An 18782-nucleotide genomic window follows, 5' to 3' on the forward strand; every position below is an offset into this window, starting at 1 on the left:
GACTGAATGGATGCAAGCCTTGCTGGCGAGCGTGTTGCGGGGGCACTGCTGACCGGGCTGTATTTCGCCGGGGCGGTGATCGCGGTGCTTTACCTGCGCACCCCCGCCGACGTCACCCTGTTCTGGCCCGCCGCCGGCATCGGCTACGCCGCGGTGCTGCGCTACGGCCTGAAGCAGGCACCGACGATCGCCATCGCGCAATTGCTGCTGCACCTGTTCGTGGTGCCGGTGCCGAGCACCTTCCTGCTGTATTCGGTGGCCAGCAATTCGGTCGCGACCGTGCTCGCGTGTGCCTACGTGCACTACAGCCGCAAGCAGCTGCAATTCCGCATCAACGATGGCCTGTTGCTGCTGCGCGGCGGATTGCTGCTGGGCGCGATCAGTGCTGCGATCGGCACGGTGGGCATGCTCCAGGGCGACATGATTCCCACCGGCGACTTGCCGCGGGTTTACTTGCAATGGTTGCTGGGCGATCTGCTCGGCATCACCGCGGTCACCCCCAGCCTGCTGTTCCTGTTCAATATCAATCGCCGCAACACCACGCACCTGATGCCGCCGGAAGGTGGGCGGCGAGAGCGGGGAATGTGGGCGTTGCTGATGCTGCTGGCGCTGCTGGCGGCGTTCTACATCGGGCGCGAGGGCAGCATGTATCCGCTGGCGCTGGCCAGCCTGCCACTGGCCCTGCTGCTGTGGTCGGCGGCACGTTACCCGCCGATCTTCACTGCCTGCGCCACGATGGGGGTGACCGTATTCCTGGCGCTGATGCTGGGGCTGGGCGCGGGCGGGTTCCAGCGCCCGGAAACACTGCAGGACACCACCCTGATGATGGGCGCGTTGGTGGTGCATTCGGTGATCCCGATGCTGCTGGTGGCCTCCTACCAGGAACGCTTCAACGTGATGGCCGCGCTGCACCACCGCGCCACCCGCGACCCGCTGACCGGGCTGCTCAACCGCGACGCCTTCGAGGAGCAGGCGCGCGCGGCGCTGGGCGAAGGTGGCGAAACCCTGACCCTGCTGTACACCGACCTCGACCACTTCAAGCTGGTCAACGACTCCGCCAGCCACGTCGCCGGCGACGAGATGATCCGCGGCGTCGCCGCACTGGTCAGCGCCGAGTTTCATGACACCGCGCTGATCGCGCGCACCGGCGGCGACGAGTTCGCGGTGCTGGCGCGGCTCGACGCCGCGGGTGCGAATGCGCGTGGACGCCGCCTGCTGGCCGCGATCGAGGCCATGCGCGTGGCTTGGCAAGGACAGAACCTGGGCACCACCGCCAGCATCGGCCTGACCACCAGCCAGCCACCGCACATGGCCTTCGACGAATTGCTGTCGAAAACCGACGCCGCCTGCTTCGAGGCAAAGGAACTGGGCGGCAACGGGCTGTTCGCGACCGAGCAGGACGCCGAAGGCATCCACGTCCGCACCCGCCTGATGCACAGCGCGATGGCCGCGCGCGAGGCGCTGGACCAGCGGCGCGTCGAATTGTGGTGCCAGCCGATCGTCGACCTGCGCAGCCCCGGCATGCAGCAGACGCATTTCGAGGTACTGATGCGCTGGCGCGATGCCGACGGCAACCTGCGTTCACCGGCGGAACTGATCGCCGCCGCCGAACGCTACCGGTTGGGACCGCGGCTGGACCGCTACGTCTGCGGCGAAGTGCTGGGTTGGCTGGAAGCGCATCCCGAGGCGGCCGCGAAGGTCGAGCAGTGCAGCATCAACCTCGGCGCGGCGACACTGACCGACGAAGACTTCAGCGACTACTTCGCCAATCGCCTGCGACGCAGCACCCTTCACCCGGAGCAGTTCTGCCTGGAGATCACCGAGACCAGCGTGGTTCGCGACATGACGCGTACGCGACACTTCATCGGCCGCATGCGCGACCTCGGCTGCCGCTTCGCGCTGGACGACTTCGGCACCGGCTTCTGCTCGTTCGGCTACCTGCGCGACCTCGACGTGGACTACCTGAAGATCGACGGCAGCTTCGTCCGCGACCTCGACCACTCCAGCCTGTCGGAAGCGGTGGTGCGCTCGATCACCGAGATCGCCCACCTTCTGGGCAAGCGGGCGGTCGGCGAGCAGGCGGAAACCGAATTGCAGCTGCAGCACCTGCGCGCACTGGGCGTGGACTACGCCCAGGGCTACGTGTTCCAGCGACCTCAGCCGATCGAGGCGTTCTTCGGCCTGCCCGAAAAGACCTGAGCCGCGCCGGCCTCGAGGGCCTGGATCGCCAGTGCATCGTCCAGCAGGCCAGCCGCGGTGACATCCGCGCCGGCACCCGGCCCCTGGATCACTAGCGGGCGTTCGCGATACCGATCCGACCAGATCGCGACGCGATTGTCGGTACCGGCGCCACCGACCAGCGGGTGGTCGGCGGGCAGCGACTCCAACCCGACCGTGGCCAGGCCGCCAGCCTGCAGGCGGCCGACGAAGCGCAGCTTCTCGCCATTCCGATACGCCGCCGCGTAACGCTCGCGCAGCGGTGCGTCGACCACAGTGAGACCTTCGGCAACGCCGTCGCGTGGGAGCGATGCCAGCGCGTCCGGCACCAGCGATTCCACCTGCACGGCATCGGCCTCCAGTGGGTAGCCGCTGGCGCGGGCCAGGATCAACAGCTTGCGGCGCACGTCTTCGCCGGACAGGTCATCGCGCGGGTCGGGCTCGGTGTAGCCGGCCTCGCCGGCCTGGCGGACGAAGCCGGAAAACGGCCGCAGGCCGTCGTACTGGTTGAACAGCCAGGCCATCGACCCCGACAACACCCCGGCAATCGCATGGATGCGATCGCCGCCGGCCTGCAGCGCGCGCAGGCTGCGCAGCAGCGGAAGGCCCGCGCCGACCGTCGCGCTGTCGCCGTAGCGCGTGCCGCCGACCGACTGCGCCGCCTGGATCGCATGCCAGCGCGACAGCGAGGTGCCCTGCCCCAGCTTGCAGGCGGTGACCACGTGGATGCCGCGGGCCAGCCAGTGCGAATGCCGCGTGGCGACCTGTTCGGATGCAGTGGCGTCGATGACGATGCGCGAGCCATGACCGGCCAGCACGTCGTCGACTGCCTCCAGCGAACTCGCATGCGGCGGGTTGCGCAACAACATGTCGCGGGTGTCGGCGGGGATGCCGTCGCGGTTGCTGATCGCGAAGCGCGAGTTGGCCGCATGCACCAGCGACAGCCGCTCGCCACGCGGCGTACCGGCCCAACTGGCCAGGCGTGCCCAGACCACGCTGCCCACGACCCCGGTCCCGAGCAAGGCTACGCGAGCCGGCCTGGAACTGGGACTGCGCAGCGGCGCGATCCGTGCACTCACGGTGCGGCGGCCTTGCGTTTGTCCTGGCAGGTCTGCGCACGGTCGAGTGCGGCACCGATGTCGGCCAGCAGGTCATCGGCGTGTTCGATGCCGATCGACAACCGCAGCAGGCCGTCGGAAATGCCGGCGACCGCGCGCGCTTCCGGGCTCATCGCCGCGTGGGTCATCGTTGCCGGATGTGCGACCAGGCTTTCCACACCGCCCAGCGACTCCGCCAGGGTGAAGTACTGCAGGCCATCGACGAACGCACGCACCGCGGCTTCGCCACCGGCCAGTTCGACGCTGAGCATCGCGCCGAAGCCATGCTGCTGGCGCGCTGCCAACGCGTGCCCCGCATGCGAGGCCAGGCCGGGGTAGTAAAGCGTGCCGACCGCCGGGTGGCCGTCGAGCAAGCCGACCAGCGCCTCAGTGTTCTCCTGGTGCACGCGCAGGCGCGCATCCAGCGTGCGCAGCCCGCGCAGGGTGAGGAAGCTGTCGAACGGCGAGCCGGTCAGGCCCAGGCAATTCGCCCACCAGGTGAGTTGTTCGTGCTGCGCCCTGTCCTTCGACACTACCGCGCCACCGACCACGTCGCTGTGGCCGTTGATGTACTTGGTGGTCGAATGCAGCACGAAGTCGGCGTCGAAATCCTCGATCGGCCGCTGCAGCGCCGGCGACAGGAAGGTGTTGTCGACCAGTGCCAGCGCACCGGCCTTGTGCGCGGCATCGATCACGAAGCGCAGGTCGGTGATCCGCAGCAGCGGGTTGGACGGCGTCTCGATCCAGACCAACTTCGGCGACCCCTGCAGCGCTTCGGCCAGCGCGCGCGGATCGGTCAGGTCGCAGGTGATGAGCTCGAACGCGCCCTTCTTCGCAAGCGCGTTGAACAGGCGCCAGCTGCCGCCGTAGCAGTCGTGCGGTACCACCAGCGTATCGCCCGGCTGCAGCAGTGCGTTCAGGGCCAGGGTGATCGCGCCCATGCCGGTCGCGGTGACCACGCCGCCGGCGCCGCCTTCGAGTTCGGCCAACGCCTCGCCGAGCAGGTCGCGGGTGGGATTGCCGCTGCGGGTGTAGTCGTACTGGCGCTTCTCGCCGAAGCCGGCGAAGCTGAAATTCGACGACAGCACCAGTGGCGGAGTGACCGCACCGAACGCGAGGTCGCGGTCGATGCCGGCGCGCACCGCGCGGGTGGCGCGGCGCGCGTGGGTAGCGGTCGGGGCCTGGCTCATACGGATACTCCAATCGGATCGTTGTAGTCGTGGACGGGGGATGGACGTTGCTTGCCGGCCTGCAATTCGCCTGCGAGCAGCGCGTCGATGCGGTCGGTTTCCTTGAGGAAGGCGTCGTGGCCGTACTGCGAACGCAGCACGCGCAGGCGGCCGTTCAAGCCGAGTCCTTCGACCAGGCTGACCGCATCGGACATCGGCACCAGCCGATCGCCCTCGACCGCGACCACGGTGGTCGGCACACCGACGCGCGCGGGATCGACGCGATGCAGGTCGATCGACTCGGACAGGCGCAGCCACGCGGTGGCGGAGACGCGGGCGACGAACTTCGCGCCGGCCGCGTCCAGGTAATCCTCGGCGGCCACGCGCACATGGCCGTTGCACAACGTCGGCGCGGCATCGAAACGCTCGCCGAATTCCTCCGGCGTGCGGTAGCTGAGCATCGCGAACTGGCGGGCCAGCGACAGCCCCTGCTCGTCCGCGCACTGCAATTGCCCGAGGGCGACGGCCTTGCGCTGCAGCGCGCGCCACGCTGCGGCATACGGATGCGCGCGATGCGCACCACTGACCGCGACCAGCTTGCGCAGGCGCTGCGGATGCCGCGCGGCCAGTTGCAGCCCGACCAGCGCGCCGTACGAATAACCGACGAAGGCTTCGAGTACGTCGATGCCCAGCGCGTCGAGCAGCAGCGCGACCGCGTCGGCCTGGTCGGCGGTATCGATCGGTGCGTCGATGCTGCCATCGGCGCCCACGTAGTCGAACGCGAGGATCCGCAGGTTCGCCGGATCCAGCGCGCGGCCGGCGTCGAGCAGGCCTTGTGCCCAGCCCGCATCGCCATCCAGCGCGTTCGCCGCGACATGGCGATGCGCGGAAATCCCGCCGGCGACGAACACCACCGGAGCACCGGCCGGGCCTGCCAGTTCATAGGCGATGCGAAGCTTGCGGGTGCCGGCGTGGCGGGTCGGCAACACCGCGTCGATGCCGCCGTGACGCGCGTCGAGCACATCAGGCACCGCCGTGACGGCCGCACGCATCCCGTCGCCGCCCGGGGAAGGGTCGGACTGGCAAGGGCACTACGTTCGGCAAGGCTCACGGCGGCACTCCGATGTGGACGGCCCATCGGAACGTTGCGGGGAGTACCGGAAAGAAGGACCGACGGCGTCGGCGTCGCGAACCGCACGCGGCGGATCGCAACCATCTTCCGGTGGACACACAGGTCCCCGCAGGATTTGGCACCGCGACATGGGCGCACTGCACTGCAGCTGCACCCCATCAGGTTGCCCCGGCTTCAAAGGGCCTGTCCCTCAGCCGGTCTCGATGGATGCAACCAGTCTGGCCACGCGATCCGGGCATGTCAATCGCTTTATCCGGATGAAGCGATTTAAATAACCAATCGTCATGACCCGGCGTCATCGGGAATACTGGCCACAGTCCTCAAGATCGCGCATCCCGACAGGAGTGGACAAAGGTCCGCACGACGATCCCGATCAATGACTCTTCCTTTGCAGGCCGCAGCGACGCAATGACGATCCGAACCACCTTCTGCCTCACCGCGATGCTGATGCTCGCGGGCCTGCCATTGGCAGTCGGTGGCGCGGATGGGCGAAGCAACGGCCCGGCCGCCATCGCCACCCTGCGCATCGAACCCGCCGACGGCGAGTACCTGGCCTGGGCCGACAATCGCCTGGCCGGCCCGATCGAAGTCATCCTGCGCCCGGGCGCGGGCGGCGACGTGCCCAGCGACCCACATTTGCCCGCGCGCGCCAGCATCCCGGCGGACGGCAGCGTATTGGTCGCGCGACTGCGACCCGCCAGTGGTCGCAGCGGCAGCTTGCGGCTCAGCCTGGAAGGCGTGCCGGGCAGCTCGAATTCGCGCCCGCGCGATGTCGAGTACCTGCCGCCGTTGCAGGGACCGGCACGGATCGATCAGGGCTTCGGCGGAAGTTTCAGCCACGAGGACGTGCAGAACCTCCATGCACTGGATTTCGCCGCCGACATCGGCACGCCGATCTTCGCCGCGCGAGCCGGCACAGTGATGCAGGTCGAGGCCGGCTTCCGCGCCAGCGGCTTGGCATCCGGCGATGGCCGCGCACGGGCCAACTTCATCCGCATCCTCCACGACGACGGCAGCATGGCGCTGTACGCCCACCTCGCCGTCGATGGCGTGCAGGTCCGCGTCGGGCAGCAGGTCCAGGCCGGCCAGCGCATCGGCCTGTCCGGCAATACCGGCTTCAGCACCGGTCCGCACCTGCACTTCGCGGTGCAGGTGAACCAGGGGATGCGTTTGGTCTCGATCCCGTTCCGGATGCGCGGCGTGATCCCGGCGCGCTGATCCTTTCGCGGGCCAGGCCTACTTCGCCTCGGGCGGGAATTCCTTGCGCAACTCGGCGGCCTGGTCGCGCATGCCCAGCGTGTCGTAGGTCTTGGCCAGCAAGGCCGCTGCATCGCGGGTGCGGGGGTGCTTCGGCCCCTGCTTTCCCTTCAGCGCGGCAAGCGCCTGTTCCAGTTTCCGCCGCGCGCCCGGTGCATCGCCGAGCGCGAGGTCCGCATTCGCCGAACTCGCCACGATCGCGGCGTAATTGGGATGATCGACGCCCATCGCGGTTGGTGCCAACGCCAACGCCTGGTCCCAGCTGCGCTTGGCGTCCGCCACGCGCCCCGCGCGGAACAATGCCGTCGCCTTCGCATTGCGCGCCGCCACGGTATCGCGGCTGGGCTTGCCGTCCTCGCTGGCGATCGCGCGATCGGCCATCGCGATCGCGTCGTCGTAGCGGCCGAGTTTCTCCAGCGTGGTCGCCAGCATCACCCGGTCGACGACTGCCTCGAGCGCATCGCCCTGGCCTCGCGCCTCGTGCGCCTCCAGCGAGCGACGCAGCAGGGGCTCGGCTTCCGCCGCGCGCCCCAGGGTGTTGTACGCGGCGGCAAGCTGGCCGCCGGACCCCAGTGTCAGTGGATGCGCATCGCCATAGCGCTTGCGTCGTTTCTCGTAGACCTCGGCATACAGCTGCACGGCGTCGTCCAGCCGGCCTTGCCGATGCAGCGACTGGCCCAACGCCTTCTTGGTGTAGAGGGTCTGCGGATGATCCGCGCCAACGCGCTTCGACTCCGATGCCAGGGTCTCCCGCAGGAGGCGCTCGGACTCCTCGAAATCGCCCGAGTTGTTGAGTGCGTATGCCAGGTTGTGGCGCAGGCTGTCGGTGGTTTCCGCCGCATTCGGCAATCCCGCCAGCGACGGATCCGCCAGCAATTCACGATCCAGCTTGATCGCGGCCTCGACGTCGCCGGACTCCTCCAGCGCCTGCGCCTGCAGGATGCGCGACTCGAACGCCAACGCCTTCGCCCAGTCGGCCGGGATCTGCGCAAGCCGCTGTTGCAGTGCCTGCGCCTGCGCCAGCACCGCCTCGGGTTCGCTGGCGCGTGCGGCATCCTCGATGCGGGTATATCGCGCCCGCATCGCCTCCTCGCTATCGGCACCGAATCCCGCATCGAGCCAGTCCTGCGCGCGGTCCAGCAGCCCACGCGCCTTGGCGCTCTCGCCCAATCCACTCCAGCTGCGTGCCAGCAGCAGGGCGACCTGGCCCTCGGTGCGTGGCGATCCGCTGTTCTCCCGCAGGGTCTGCTCCGCACGCTCCAGGACTTCGCGCATCGGCATGTCGGCCGAGCCACCGGACTCGGGATCGGCTTCGGTCAGCATGGTCTCCACGAATGCGTTGACCGCGGCCAGCTCATTCGCCCGCGATTGCGCCTCCGCCAACGCGGCGCGTGCCCGTTGCGCCGCCAGCGTGCTGACGATGGTCGCCGCGAGCAGCGATGCGAACACGATCGCCGAGGCGATGCTCAATGCGCGATGCCTGCGCACGAAGCGGGCGGCGCGGTAGGCCCGGGTCGGCGCGCGCGCACTCACCGGGCGCGAGTCCAGAACCGCCTCCAGGTCCTCGGCGAAGTCTTCGGCGGTGGCATAGCGACGCGCGGGTTCCGAGGCCAGCGCCTTCATCACCACCAGGCTCAGGTCGCCCCGGGCAGCGTGATTCAGGCGTTCGAGGGGTTCAGGCTCCTCGCGCCTGACGATGTCGAGCGCCTCGAACAGGCTCGACGACGACAGTCGCGGATGCGGAAGACGGCCGGACAGCAACTCGTAGCCCATCGCGCCCAGGGCATAGACATCGCTGCGCGCATCGGCGCCACGGGCGTTGCCCTCGAGTTGCTCGGGGCTCATGTACGGCAGGGTGCCCATCACCTGGCCGACCTGGGTCATGTCGCCGCCGATCTCGCCGAGCATGCGGGCGATGCCGAAGTCGAGGATCTTCGGTTGCCCGTGCTCGTCCACCAGCACGTTGGACGGCTTGAGGTCGCGATGGACGATGCCGCGCTGGTGGGCGAAGTGCACCGCCTGCGCCAGCTTCACCAGCAGGCCGACGCGTGCGCGGAGGTCGGGCTTTTCGCGCTCCAGGTAGCCGCGCAGGTCCGGCCCGCGCACGACTTCAAGCGCGAACCAAGGCGACGGCAGGCCGCCGATCACGTCCTCGCCGGCCGCGTACAGGCGGACGATGCCGGGATGTTCCAGTTGGCCGAGGATGGAGACTTCGCGGCGGAAGCGCTCCAGCGCGCCGCCGGACAGGCCGCGCACGACCTTCAGCGCAACATCGCGCGGAGGATGCGATTCGCGGGCCAGGTAGACCCGGCCCATGCCGCCCTCGCCCAGCAATCCGAGGACGCGATAGGGACCGATCGCATCCGGCAGGCTCGCATCGGCCTGCGCCTGTTCGTCGAGTGCGTGGGTGGCGTCGTCTTCCATGATGGCGCGATGTCCCTGACGGATTGCGTTGGCTGCGATCATGCTGCCCCACCCGTATAATTCCGCAATGTCAGAAGTCGCTTCAGAAGCTGCGCGCCGTCGCACCTTCGCCATCATTTCCCATCCCGACGCCGGCAAGACCACGCTGACCGAGAAACTGCTGCTGTTCGGCGGCGCGATCCAGATGGCCGGCTCAGTCAAGGGCCGCAAGGCCGCGCGCCACGCGACGTCCGACTGGATGGCGCTGGAAAAGGAGCGCGGGATCTCGGTCACGTCGTCGGTGATGCAGTTCCCCTACGAGGGTCGCATCGTCAACCTGCTGGACACGCCGGGCCACGCCGACTTCGGCGAGGACACCTATCGCGTGCTCACCGCGGTCGACAGCGCGCTGATGGTGATCGACGTCGCCAAGGGCGTCGAGGAACGCACGATCAAGCTGATGGAGGTGTGCCGCCTGCGCGACACGCCGATCATGACCTTCGTCAACAAGCTGGACCGCGAGGGCAAGGATCCGATCGACCTGCTCGACGAGATCGAATCGGTACTCGGCATCCAGTGCGCACCGGTGACCTGGCCGATCGGCATGGGCCAGCGGCTGAAGGGCGTGGTCCACCTCGTCAGCGGCGAAGTGCACCTGTACGAACCTGGCCGCAACTTCACCCGCCAGGATTCGACGATCTTCCCGTCGCTCGACGCACCCGGCGTGGAGGCACGCATCGGCGCGGACATGCTCGCCGAACTGCGCGACCAACTGGAACTGGTGCAGGGCGCGAGCCACCCGTTCGACCGCGAGGCCTATCTGGCCGGCCGGCAGTCGCCGGTATTCTTCGGCTCCGGCGTCAACAACTTCGGCGTGCAGCCGCTGCTCGACTTCTTCGTCGAACACGCACCCTCGCCGCGCGCACGCGCGACCACCACGCGCGAGGTCGAGGCGGAGGAAGACAAGCTCACCGGCTTCGTGTTCAAGATCCAGGCCAACATGGATCCGATGCACCGCGACCGCGTGGCGTTCATGCGCGTCTGCTCGGGCAAGTTCGAGGCGGGGATGAAGGCGTATCACCCGCGCACCGGCAAGGAAGTGAAACTCGCGAACGCGCTGACCTTCATGGCCAGCGACCGCGAAATCGCCGAATCGGCGTTTCCCGGCGACGTGATCGGCATCCACAACCACGGCACGATCTCGATCGGCGACACCTTCACCGAGGGCGAGAAGATCGCCTTCACCGGCATCCCCAACTTCGCCCCGGAATTGTTCCGCCGCGCGCGACTGCGCGATCCGCTCAAGCTCAAGCAGTTGCAGAAAGGTCTGGCGCAGTTGTCCGAAGAAGGCGCGACCCAGTTCTTCCGCCCGCTGATGAGCAACGACCTGATCCTGGGCGCGGTCGGCGTTCTGCAGTTCGAAGTGGTCGCGTATCGCCTGAAGGACGAGTACGGCGTGGAGGCGTCATTCGAGCAGGTCGCAGTCACCACCGCGCGCTGGATCAAGTGCAACGACGCCAGGAAGCTGGAAGAGTTCCGCGAGAAGAACGCGATGAACCTGGCGCTCGACGCCGCCGGCCACCTGGTCTACTTGGCCCCCACCCGGGTCAACCTGCAACTGGCGCAGGAACGCGCCCCGTCGGTGGAGTTCCTGGCCACCCGCGAGCATGCGCAGGCGGTGGCGCTGGGTTGATCGGAAGCTCGTGCCGCTCACTCAGAATTCATAGCGGAACAGCTCGATGTCGCTGCGGTAGCGCGTCGCCACTGCATGCTTCAATTCGTCCGTGTAATAGCCGCGGTAATCCCCTCGCGGGCTGCCGTTGACCTGATCCAGCGCGCGTGATGGGATGCCGATGCGCGCGCAGATCGCCTCGTAGGAGGCCTGCATCGTCTCGACCCGGCCAACCATGTCGGTGAGCAGCCGGCCTTCGTCGTCAGCCAGCAGGCTGCTCTGCGGCTGGAACAGGATGTGATGCTCAGGTGGCGCATCGAACAGGAAATAGCGCATGACTGCCTGCGGGTTGCTGGCGAAGTGACCGCTGTCTCGGCTCATGAACGCGCAGTACGAGACGAAGCGATCGAACGGATTGCGCACGAATGCGAACTTGAAATACCCATCGAACGCGTCCTCGCCCAGAAACGGACGCACTTGCTGAAGGGACAGGTGGCCATGCCGAATCGCGGCGAGTTCCTCGAACGGGAAGCGCTTGTTGACGAACAGGCCGACTTGCTCGATGTCGTCCTGGCTCATGTGCTCGCGCAGGGCCTGCCGCACCGAATGCGTACCGGTTTTCGGAACCGCGGCGAATATGAAGCGATGCTGGTGCGAGATGATCATGCGGGCTGATGCAGGCTGCAGGTCGCCATGTTAGCCCGCCAGCCACCACCGAGCATTTGCTCCACCCCCGCCACCGAAGCTGCCCGCATGCCCCCAACGATCGAAACCCCCGCCCCCGCGAAGGCCACGCCCGTGAAGAACTGGCGAGCGCATTGACCCATGGTCTTGGCGCGACCGCCGCGCTGGCCGGTGGTGCGGTGCTCATCACCCTGGCGGCCCTGCACGGCAATGGCTGGCAACTGGGTGCGGCGATCGTGTTCGGGATCGCGCTGGTGCTGCTGTACGTGGCATCGACCCTGTATCACTCGATCCATCACCCCGTCGCCAAGGGCCGACTGAAGGTCTTCGATCACTGTGCCATCTACATTCTGATTGCCGGCACCTACACTCCGTTCACCCTGATCGGCCTGCGTGGCACGGTGGGCTGGTGGCTGTTCGGCGCGATCTGGACGCTGGCGCTCGCCGGGGTGATCTTCAAACTTTTTTACACCGGCCGCTTCAAGCGCCTGTCCACCCTGATCTACATCGCGATGGGCTGGATGATCGTGATTGCGGCGAAGCCGATGCTGGCCGCACTCGACGCGTGGACGCTCGGTTGGCTGCTGACCGGCGGCCTGTCCTACACGCTGGGCACCTGGTTCTACCACCGCGAATCGATCCGCTACTCGCACGCGATCTGGCATCTGTTCGTGCTGGGCGGCAGCATCAGCCACTACATCGCGGTGCTGGCACAGGTCGTGCCCAGCCGCTGAATCTTTCGCGTTTCGATTGCTTAGGAGGCGATGTAACGCTGCAGGTGGTCGAGCTCCAGACGCTGTTCCTCGATCACCGCACGCACCAGGTCGCCGATCGACACCACGCCGAGCACGGCATCGCCATCGACTACCGGCAGGTGGCGGATCCGGTGGTCGGTCACCACCTGCATGCAGTGTTCGGCGGTATCACTCGGCCCCACCGTGATGACCTTCGCGGTCATGATGTCGCGTACCGGCGTGTCCTTCGACGAGCGCCCCTGCAACACCACCTTTCGCGCGTAATCGCGCTCCGAGAGGATGCCGGCCAGCCGCGTTCCCTCCATCACCAGCAGGGCACCGACGTGGTGTTCCGCCATCAACCGGATCGCTTCGATCACCGGTGCATCCGGCGGAACCGCGTGGATTTCAACCGACTTCGATTCCAGCAACTGCCGTACCGTGCGCATCGCTCGCTCCTGTCGAATCGGGAACCTGTCCCGAGGATACTCCGCTCGCCGGCCGCCAGCTGTCGACGAAATACAGCGGCCGCTGCTTGGATTCCTCGTAGAGCCGTCCAAGGTATTCGCCGATGAGTCCGAGCGCGACCAGTTGCACGCCGCCCAGGAACAGGATCACCGACATCATGGTGGGCCAGCCCGCCACCGGGTCGCCCCACAGCAGCGCTTTCAGGATGATCCAGCTGCCGTAGCCGAACGCGACCAGCGCGGTGGCGATGCCGATGTAGGTGGCCATCCGCAGCGGTGCGGTGCTGAAACTGGTGATGCCTTCCAGCGCGAAATTCCACAGCGCCCAGAAATTGAACTTGCTGCGCCCGGCGACGCGCGCCTCGCGCTGATACGGGATCGCCACCTGGTTGAAGCCGACCCAGCCGAACAACCCCTTCATGAAGCGATGGCGCTCGCGCAACTGGCGCAACGCCGCCAATGCACGCGGCGAGAGCAGGCGGAAATCGCCGGTGTCGCGCGGCACCGGCGTCTTCGAGAGAGACCCGATCAGGCGATAGAAGCCGTGCGCAGTGGCGCGCTTCAGCCAGCCCTCGCCTTCGCGCTCGACGCGGGTGCCATGCACATCGTCGAAGCCTTCGCGCCACTTCTCCACGAACTGCGGCAACAGCTCGGGGGGATCCTGACCGTCGGCATCGAGGATAAACGCCGCGCCGCGCTCGACCCGGTCCAGGCCCGCGGTCAACGCGGCTTCCTTGCCGAAATTGCGCGACAACCGCAGCAACGCCACCCGCGGGTCGTTGGCAGCGAAGCCACGCAGGATGTCCCACGTGGCGTCGCGGCTGCCGTCATCGACATACAGCACCCGCGCTTCCAGCCCTTCGGCCTCGGCCAGCGAAAGTGCCTTGGCGATGCGCGGCTGCAGCGCTGGCAACGCCTCTGCCTCATTGAAGGCGGCGATCACGATGGTCAGGCAGCGGTCGTCGGGCGCGATGCGATGCATGGGTCGATGGTATGCCAGCGCCGCTGCCGGCGCTCAGTCCAGCGTACGCAGGTAGGCCGGGCCGCCGATCGCGCGCATCTGCCGCTCGATCGCACGCGTCCGCCGCTGCACGTACGGACCGGGGCGGGTCGCGCTGTAGCGCTTCGGGCTGGGTAACACCGCCGCAAGCCGCGCGGCCTCGGCTGCCGACAGCTTCGATGCATCCTTGCGGAAGAAGCTGCGTGCCGCCGCCTGCCCGCCATACACGCCATCGCCGAACTCGGCGATGTTCGCGTAGACCTCCAGGATCCGCGTCTTCGGCCACAGCAGCTCGATCAGCGCGGTGTACCAGACCTCCAGGCCCTTGCGCAGCCAGCGGGTCGGGCCGCTGCCCTGCCACAGGAACAGGTTCTTCGCGGTCTGCTGGCTGATCGTGCTGGCCCCGCGCAGGCGCCGCACCGGCTTGCCGCGCTTTTCCGCGCGCTCGACCATCTTTTCGTTATGCGCCTGCGCTCTCTCGATCGCGGCGAAGTCGACGCCGTGGTGGTTGGCGAAGTTCTGGTCCTCCGATGCCACCAGCGCCAGCGGCAAATTCGGCGATATCCGCCCGAAATCGCGCCAGTCCTGGGCGATGCGGAAGTCGGTGTCGCCCGCCACCAGCGCATCCAGTTGGCGCGCGACCATGAACGCCGAAAACGGCGGATCGACGAAGCGCAGCACAAGCACCTGCAACACGCTGAAAGCAACGAAACACAGCGGCAGCTTCCACCACCAGCCTCGCCAACGGCGACGGCGCGGCAAAGCGCCGGCATCAGCCTCCATTCGCAACCACCTTGCGATCCAGCCGCGCGCCCCCATTTCCATCGACCGCCCCTTGAATGCCCCGTCGCCCGCGCATTATCCGCAGGCCGTGGCCACACGATACCGACATGACCCAGACGCCCGACACGCCATCGCAGGATCTCCAGCTCCGCTTCCTCCTCCCCGATGCCGGGGTACGCGGCGTGGTCGTGCACCTGGACGACACCTGGACCGCGATGCTGGGTCGCGCCGACTATCCGCCCGCAGCCACCGAACTGCTCGGCGAAGCTGCGGCCGCTGCCGCCCTGTTCACCGGCCACGCCAAGGTCGATGGGCGCCTGTCGGTGCAATTGCGTGCCGATGGCGCGATCCGCACCCTGTTCGCCGAATGCACCGCCGCTGGCACCCTGCGCGGGATCGTGCGGGTATCGGAAGCCGTGGCCGAAGGCCGCGCCGAACCGCCATCGCGGGACCTCCGCGCACTCGGCGATGATGCCGTGCTGGCGATCACCATCGAGAACCCGGCCCTCGGCAACCGCGAGCCGATGCGCTATCAGGGCCTGGTCGCACTGGACGCCGGCCGCCTCGACGAAGCCTTCGAGGGCTATTTCCGCCAATCCGAACAGTTGCCCACGCGGCTGTTGCTGGCCTGCGACGGCCAACGCGCCGCGGGGCTGATGCTGCAGAAGCTCCCCGGCGACGAAGGCGATGACGACGGGTTCCAACGGATCGGCGCGCTGTTCGATACCCTCGGCAGCGACGAACTGCTCGCCCTCGCCCCGGCCGATGTCGTGCACCGCCTGTTCCATGAGGAAGCACCGCAGCTGCTGGGCGAGAAGCCCCTGCGCTTCGCCTGCTCGTGCTCGCGCGAACGGGTCGAGGCCATGCTGGTCTCGCTGGGCGAGCCGGAAGCGCGGGCCGCGGTCGAGGCCGGGCACGGCGAGGCCTCGATCCATTGCGAGTTCTGTGGCCAAGAATACCGGTTCGATGTTGACGCGGTTGGCATTCTGTTCCGCGATGCCGCCGCCGAACTCCCCACCGCACCCGGGATTCAGTAGTCTGCGGCAAGGCAGGTCGCGGCAGGTCGCGACCTGCATGGGCATTGTTAAAGAATCATAAATCCGCTAGGATCGATCGTCCTTGGGAGGGGAACTTCGCCGGCCACGGCCTGTCCATCACACACCATGCGTATGCGCCCGACGTCAATCGCTGCTGCCCTGCTCGCCCTGGCCTGTGCCAGCGGCGTCGCGCAGGCGCAATCGAAGGCAGTCAAACGCGATGAAGCGCGGGTGTCGCTGCCAGTCTTCAACAAGGACAGCCGCAAGCTGGAAGCCGTCCTGCTGCTCGAGCCCGCCACCACCGGGGCCGGTGCAGGTGCCCGCTGGCGCTTTGGTAGCACCACGCTGGAAGCGACCTACGGTTTGCAAACCGGAAGCTCGCTCGCCCTGCTCTGCGACAGCCAGACCGGCCTGTCCTCGACGATGGGGCAGCTCGCGAGTAATTGCGTGCTGGGCGTGCTCGGTTCGGAAGGCGACAAGCCGGGCACCGGCAGCCGCCACGCCGTCACCAGTGCAAGCCTGAGCCGCAACGGCAACAAGGTCGGCGTGTCGGTCGGCAACGGCCGCGATACATTGCCGATCTGGCTGGCACCGAACCAGTCCGGTGGCGCACGCTACGAGCAGAACGATATCTCGCTGTTCGCCGAAAAGGCGATCAGCCGCGAAGGCTTCGTCAGCGTTGGCGGCACCGTCGCTCGCGCGCGCCTGGTGCCGGCTTCCGACGTGCCGCAGCTGGCAGATCAGTGGAACACCCGCAGCCTCAGCATCGGCGGTGGGTTTGGTTCCTTCGGTGCCAACGTGGTCGGTCGGGTGGTCAACGTACCCGGCGAGAGCAACGTCTGGAAGGGCCTGGGCTTGGGCCTGACCTGGCGCACGCCGTGGAGCGGCCAACTCAGCGTGGGCGCCGATAACGTGGTCACCCGCGGCAAGAATCCGTTCTCGGTGAACGGCCAGAAGGATGACGAGGGCACCGTGCCCTACGTGCGTTACCAGCAGGACCTCTGAGCCAACGCCTCGCTGGTGCCGTCCGGCGAACAAACCGCTCGAAAACGAAAGGCCGCATCGCAGGATGCGGCCTTCGCATTTGTGCCGAGGCCGGCGTTACTGCAGACGCAGGGTCGCATCGCCGGAAAACGTCTCCATCCGCACATCGCCCTTGCCGGCACCGTAGCGAGTCTGGAAACTCGATCCCGGCCCGAATTCCTCGCGCTGGATCTTCGCGCCCGGTGCGCTCAGGTCGCCGCTGAAGCTCTCGCCGCTGACCTCGGCAGACAGGTCGCGGGGCAGGCGCAGCAACAAGTCGCCACTGACGCTTTCCAGGCGGATCTCGCCGCCATCGGCCAATCCGGTCTTCAGGTCCATGTCACCGGATACGCTGCCCGCCGAAAGGCTGCGCAGGCGCTCGCCCACGCTGTCCATGCGCAGGTTGCCGGATACCGTCTCCAGCGAGACCTCGCCATTGAGCCGCCCCTGCAGAACCAGCTCACCACTCACCGTATCCACCGAAACATCCTGACTGTTGAGGGTCAGACGGACATCGCCGCTCACCGATTCGACGCTCGCCTCGCGCGGCGCACCGTTGGCGGCGATGTCGCCGCTCACCGATTCCAGCGAGAGTTCGCGCGATGCGATGCCATGCACGTCGATATCAGCGGACACGGTTTCGATCTCCAGCTCAGCCAGGATCGGCACCTGCACGATCAGCACCGTTGGTTCGGTCCGGCCGGAGCGCGAGGGATATTTCACTTCGATGCGCAGGTTGTGGCGATCGCCGTCCATCGAGAATTTCTCGACGCCGTCTCCCAAGGTGCCGGTCACCTTCACTTCCTGCCGATCCCAGGCACGCACTTCCACGCGCCCCTTGAGGTTCTCGATTTCGATCCGGCCGCGCGCATCAAGGGGGCGGGTCTGGTCGATGGGGGTGCCGGCCAGTGCCGGCAACGCCGCCAGGCAGGCCAACGCCAAGGTGGAACGGATCAACAAGGTGCGCATGGTCGACTCCTCAAGCGTAGAGCGCGCGGCGCGACAGGGCGAGCCGGCGGGTATAGGTCTCGCGCAGCCGCTCCAGCAGCAGGCGCGAATCGGGGTTCTGTTGCAGGGCGCTGCGGATTTCGGCCGCGCTGCGGTCCAGCACCTCCAACCCCGGTTGCCAGTTCGCCGGTGCCGGCTGGAATTCCAGCTCACGCAAGGCCGCCTGATACTGGACGGTGAGCGTGCTCGCTTCGCGCTGCACCAACGTGGTCGCGATGCGTGTCTCGGCGGCGGGCAACGCCACGGGCGCATCGACCGGTCGCATCTGCCAAGCCAGGCCAGCGGACAGCAGCATGGAGGCCGCGATCGCCACAGGCCATGGCCAGCGCCTGCGCGGCTCGAGAGGCGTGGACGCTTGCGGCAACGCACGGATGCGAGCCTCGATGCCGGGCCACAGGTCGGATCCGGGATCGCGAGCCTGGCGCAGCCCGCGCAGGGCCAAGCGCAGGGCGGCATCGCCACTGTCATGCATGGGGTTGTGGGTTCGTTCGCTCATGCCATCACTCCGATGCGCGTGCGCAACAAGCCGCGCGCGCGATGCAACTGTGCCTTGGAACTGCCGACCGCCATGCCGAGTTCCGTCGCGATTTCCTCGTGCTTCCAGCCTTCCACGTCGTGCAGGACCAGCACCGCACGCGCACGTGGCGGCAGCGTGGCGACCGCACGTTCCAGGTCGCGGCCGAGCATCGCCTGCCCGGCGGTGTCGGGCGTGGCGACCGACTCCAACGCCTCGTCGTCCTCCGGCCACGGCCGGCTGCGGCGCGAGCGCAATTCCATCAGCGCGGTATTCACCGCCAGCCGGTGCAGCCAGGTCGACACTGCGCTCTCGAAACGGAACGCCGGCAACGCCTGCCAAGCCCGCACGAAGGCCTCCTGGGTCAGGTCATCCGCACGCTCGCCGGCATGGCCGACCAGCCGCGCGATCACCCCATGGATGCGCCGGTGGTGGCGACGGTACAACTGCTCGAAGGCGCGCACGTCGGCCACTGCCGCACGCCGCGCCAGCGCGGCATCTTCATCAGCGGCGGCCTGGACGGGATCCTGCAAGTCCTGCGGAATGGGCATGGTCGACATCAGCATATCCACTGTGATGCCTCCG

The 18782-nt window shown here is 67.6% G+C and carries 17 protein-coding genes and 1 riboswitch; of the genes, 6 read left to right on the forward strand and 11 right to left on the reverse strand.

Annotation, left to right across the window (positions count from 1 at the left end; genetic code table 11):
- Window positions 1–6: 6 nt before the first annotated feature.
- Window positions 7–2199, forward strand: coding sequence for a putative bifunctional diguanylate cyclase/phosphodiesterase (locus H9L16_RS01690; protein ID WP_187552894.1), 2193 nt, complete (start codon window positions 7–9; stop codon window positions 2197–2199).
- On the opposite strand, the gene H9L16_RS01695 is transcribed toward H9L16_RS01690, so the two are convergent.
- From H9L16_RS01695 to metX, 3 genes are read right to left on the reverse strand one after another with little or no spacing between them, the layout of a single operon-like run.
- Window positions 2157–3296, reverse strand: coding sequence for a homoserine dehydrogenase family protein (locus H9L16_RS01695; RefSeq protein ID WP_187552895.1), 1140 nt, complete (start codon window positions 3294–3296; stop codon window positions 2157–2159). The genes H9L16_RS01690 and H9L16_RS01695 overlap by 43 nt on opposite strands.
- Window positions 3293–4504, reverse strand: a complete 1212-nt coding sequence (locus tag H9L16_RS01700) for an O-succinylhomoserine (thiol)-lyase (RefSeq protein ID WP_187552896.1) — start codon at window positions 4502–4504, stop codon at window positions 3293–3295. Before H9L16_RS01700 ends, H9L16_RS01695 begins: the two co-directional genes overlap by 4 nt.
- Window positions 4501–5535 carry a homoserine O-succinyltransferase MetX gene (metX, locus tag H9L16_RS01705; RefSeq protein ID WP_187552897.1) on the reverse strand — a complete coding sequence of 345 codons (1035 nt, stop codon included), beginning with the start codon at window positions 5533–5535 and terminating at the stop codon, window positions 4501–4503. The genes H9L16_RS01700 and metX overlap by 4 nt, the downstream gene beginning before the upstream one ends.
- Before the next feature lie 157 nt (window positions 5536–5692).
- A riboswitch (SAM riboswitch) is annotated at window positions 5693–5825 on the reverse strand.
- A 198-nt stretch (window positions 5826–6023) separates the two neighbouring features.
- On the opposite strand from metX, the gene H9L16_RS01710 reads away from it, so the two are divergent.
- The gene (locus H9L16_RS01710; protein WP_229796508.1) at window positions 6024–6833 is read left to right on the forward strand and encodes a M23 family metallopeptidase; all 810 of its coding nucleotides are present in this window, start codon (window positions 6024–6026) and stop codon (window positions 6831–6833) included.
- A gap of 18 nt (window positions 6834–6851) precedes the next feature.
- Here H9L16_RS01710 and H9L16_RS01715 read toward each other — a convergent pair whose 3' ends face one another.
- Window positions 6852–9338: a serine/threonine-protein kinase gene (locus H9L16_RS01715; protein WP_187552898.1), complete on the reverse strand. Its 2487-nt coding sequence runs from the start codon at window positions 9336–9338 to the stop codon at window positions 6852–6854.
- A gap of 25 nt (window positions 9339–9363) precedes the next feature.
- On the opposite strand from H9L16_RS01715, the gene H9L16_RS01720 reads away from it, so the two are divergent.
- Window positions 9364–10968: a peptide chain release factor 3 gene (locus H9L16_RS01720; RefSeq protein ID WP_187552899.1), complete on the forward strand. Its 1605-nt coding sequence runs from the start codon at window positions 9364–9366 to the stop codon at window positions 10966–10968.
- A gap of 21 nt (window positions 10969–10989) precedes the next feature.
- Here H9L16_RS01720 and H9L16_RS01725 read toward each other — a convergent pair whose 3' ends face one another.
- Window positions 10990–11613 carry a sulfotransferase family 2 domain-containing protein gene (locus H9L16_RS01725; protein ID WP_187552900.1) on the reverse strand — a complete coding sequence of 208 codons (624 nt, stop codon included), beginning with the start codon at window positions 11611–11613 and terminating at the stop codon, window positions 10990–10992.
- 152 nt (window positions 11614–11765) lie between these two features.
- On the opposite strand from H9L16_RS01725, the gene trhA reads away from it, so the two are divergent.
- Window positions 11766–12365: a PAQR family membrane homeostasis protein TrhA gene (gene trhA / locus H9L16_RS01730; protein ID WP_425507210.1), complete on the forward strand. Its 600-nt coding sequence runs from the start codon at window positions 11766–11768 to the stop codon at window positions 12363–12365.
- Between the two features lie 20 nt (window positions 12366–12385).
- Here trhA and H9L16_RS01735 read toward each other — a convergent pair whose 3' ends face one another.
- The 3 genes from H9L16_RS01735 to mtgA are packed head-to-tail and all read right to left on the reverse strand — an operon-like array spanning window position 12386 to window position 14651.
- Window positions 12386–12814 (reverse strand): CBS domain-containing protein, encoded by a 429-nt coding sequence (locus H9L16_RS01735; protein WP_187552902.1) that lies wholly within the window; start codon window positions 12812–12814, stop codon window positions 12386–12388.
- Entirely contained in the window at window positions 12774–13814 is a 1041-nt protein-coding gene (locus H9L16_RS01740) for a glycosyltransferase family 2 protein (RefSeq protein ID WP_187552903.1), read from the reverse strand. The genes H9L16_RS01735 and H9L16_RS01740 overlap by 41 nt, the downstream gene beginning before the upstream one ends.
- A 33-nt stretch (window positions 13815–13847) precedes the next feature.
- Window positions 13848–14651: a monofunctional biosynthetic peptidoglycan transglycosylase gene (gene mtgA, locus H9L16_RS01745; RefSeq protein ID WP_425507245.1), complete on the reverse strand. Its 804-nt coding sequence runs from the start codon at window positions 14649–14651 to the stop codon at window positions 13848–13850.
- A 71-nt stretch (window positions 14652–14722) separates the two neighbouring features.
- Between mtgA and hslO the strand changes: the two genes are divergently transcribed.
- Window positions 14723–15652, forward strand: coding sequence for an Hsp33 family molecular chaperone HslO (gene hslO, locus H9L16_RS01750; protein WP_187552905.1), 930 nt, complete (start codon window positions 14723–14725; stop codon window positions 15650–15652).
- Between the two features lie 159 nt (window positions 15653–15811).
- Complete coding sequence (locus tag H9L16_RS01755; RefSeq protein ID WP_187553998.1) at window positions 15812–16657, forward strand: XOO1806 family protein; 846 nt, start codon at window positions 15812–15814, stop codon at window positions 16655–16657.
- A gap of 96 nt (window positions 16658–16753) precedes the next feature.
- On the opposite strand, the gene H9L16_RS01760 is transcribed toward H9L16_RS01755, so the two are convergent.
- Genes H9L16_RS01760 through H9L16_RS01770 form a run of 3 tightly spaced genes read right to left on the reverse strand, consistent with a single transcriptional unit; the run spans window position 16754 to window position 18763 of the window.
- The gene (locus H9L16_RS01760) at window positions 16754–17644 is read right to left on the reverse strand and encodes a DUF4097 family beta strand repeat-containing protein (protein WP_187552906.1); all 891 of its coding nucleotides are present in this window, start codon (window positions 17642–17644) and stop codon (window positions 16754–16756) included.
- Window positions 17645–17654: 10 nt separating this feature from the next.
- Window positions 17655–18179: a hypothetical protein gene (locus tag H9L16_RS01765; protein WP_187552907.1), complete on the reverse strand. Its 525-nt coding sequence runs from the start codon at window positions 18177–18179 to the stop codon at window positions 17655–17657.
- On the reverse strand, window positions 18176–18763 hold the full coding sequence (locus H9L16_RS01770; RefSeq protein WP_187553999.1) for an RNA polymerase sigma factor: 588 nt from the start codon (window positions 18761–18763) through the stop codon (window positions 18176–18178). The genes H9L16_RS01765 and H9L16_RS01770 overlap by 4 nt, the downstream gene beginning before the upstream one ends.
- Window positions 18764–18782: the final 19 nt, after the last annotated feature.

The sequence above is a fragment of the Thermomonas carbonis genome (assembly GCF_014396975.1).
GTDB lineage: Bacteria > Pseudomonadota > Gammaproteobacteria > Xanthomonadales > Xanthomonadaceae > Thermomonas > Thermomonas carbonis.

What these genes read in the sequence shown, in the direction of transcription:
- H9L16_RS01715 (WP_187552898.1), bottom strand. Translation starts at nt 9,338, where the DNA reads ATGATCGCAGCCAACGCAATCCGTCAGGGACATCGCGCCATCATGGAA.
- hslO (WP_187552905.1), top strand. Translation starts at nt 14,723, where the DNA reads ATGACCCAGACGCCCGACACGCCATCGCAGGATCTCCAGCTCCGCTTC.
- H9L16_RS01720 (WP_187552899.1), top strand. Translation starts at nt 9,364, where the DNA reads ATGTCAGAAGTCGCTTCAGAAGCTGCGCGCCGTCGCACCTTCGCCATC.
- H9L16_RS01710 (WP_229796508.1), top strand. Translation starts at nt 6,024, where the DNA reads ATGACGATCCGAACCACCTTCTGCCTCACCGCGATGCTGATGCTCGCG.
- H9L16_RS01700 (WP_187552896.1), bottom strand. Translation starts at nt 4,504, where the DNA reads ATGAGCCAGGCCCCGACCGCTACCCACGCGCGCCGCGCCACCCGCGCG.
- metX (WP_187552897.1), bottom strand. Translation starts at nt 5,535, where the DNA reads ATGCGTGCGGCCGTCACGGCGGTGCCTGATGTGCTCGACGCGCGTCAC.
- H9L16_RS01735 (WP_187552902.1), bottom strand. Translation starts at nt 12,814, where the DNA reads ATGCGCACGGTACGGCAGTTGCTGGAATCGAAGTCGGTTGAAATCCAC.
- H9L16_RS01770 (WP_187553999.1), bottom strand. Translation starts at nt 18,763, where the DNA reads ATGCTGATGTCGACCATGCCCATTCCGCAGGACTTGCAGGATCCCGTC.
- mtgA (WP_425507245.1), bottom strand. Translation starts at nt 14,651, where the DNA reads ATGGGGGCGCGCGGCTGGATCGCAAGGTGGTTGCGAATGGAGGCTGAT.
- H9L16_RS01740 (WP_187552903.1), bottom strand. Translation starts at nt 13,814, where the DNA reads ATGCATCGCATCGCGCCCGACGACCGCTGCCTGACCATCGTGATCGCC.
- H9L16_RS01760 (WP_187552906.1), bottom strand. Translation starts at nt 17,644, where the DNA reads ATGCGCACCTTGTTGATCCGTTCCACCTTGGCGTTGGCCTGCCTGGCG.
- H9L16_RS01765 (WP_187552907.1), bottom strand. Translation starts at nt 18,179, where the DNA reads ATGAGCGAACGAACCCACAACCCCATGCATGACAGTGGCGATGCCGCC.
- H9L16_RS01725 (WP_187552900.1), bottom strand. Translation starts at nt 11,613, where the DNA reads ATGATCATCTCGCACCAGCATCGCTTCATATTCGCCGCGGTTCCGAAA.
- H9L16_RS01690 (WP_187552894.1), top strand. Translation starts at nt 7, where the DNA reads ATGGATGCAAGCCTTGCTGGCGAGCGTGTTGCGGGGGCACTGCTGACC.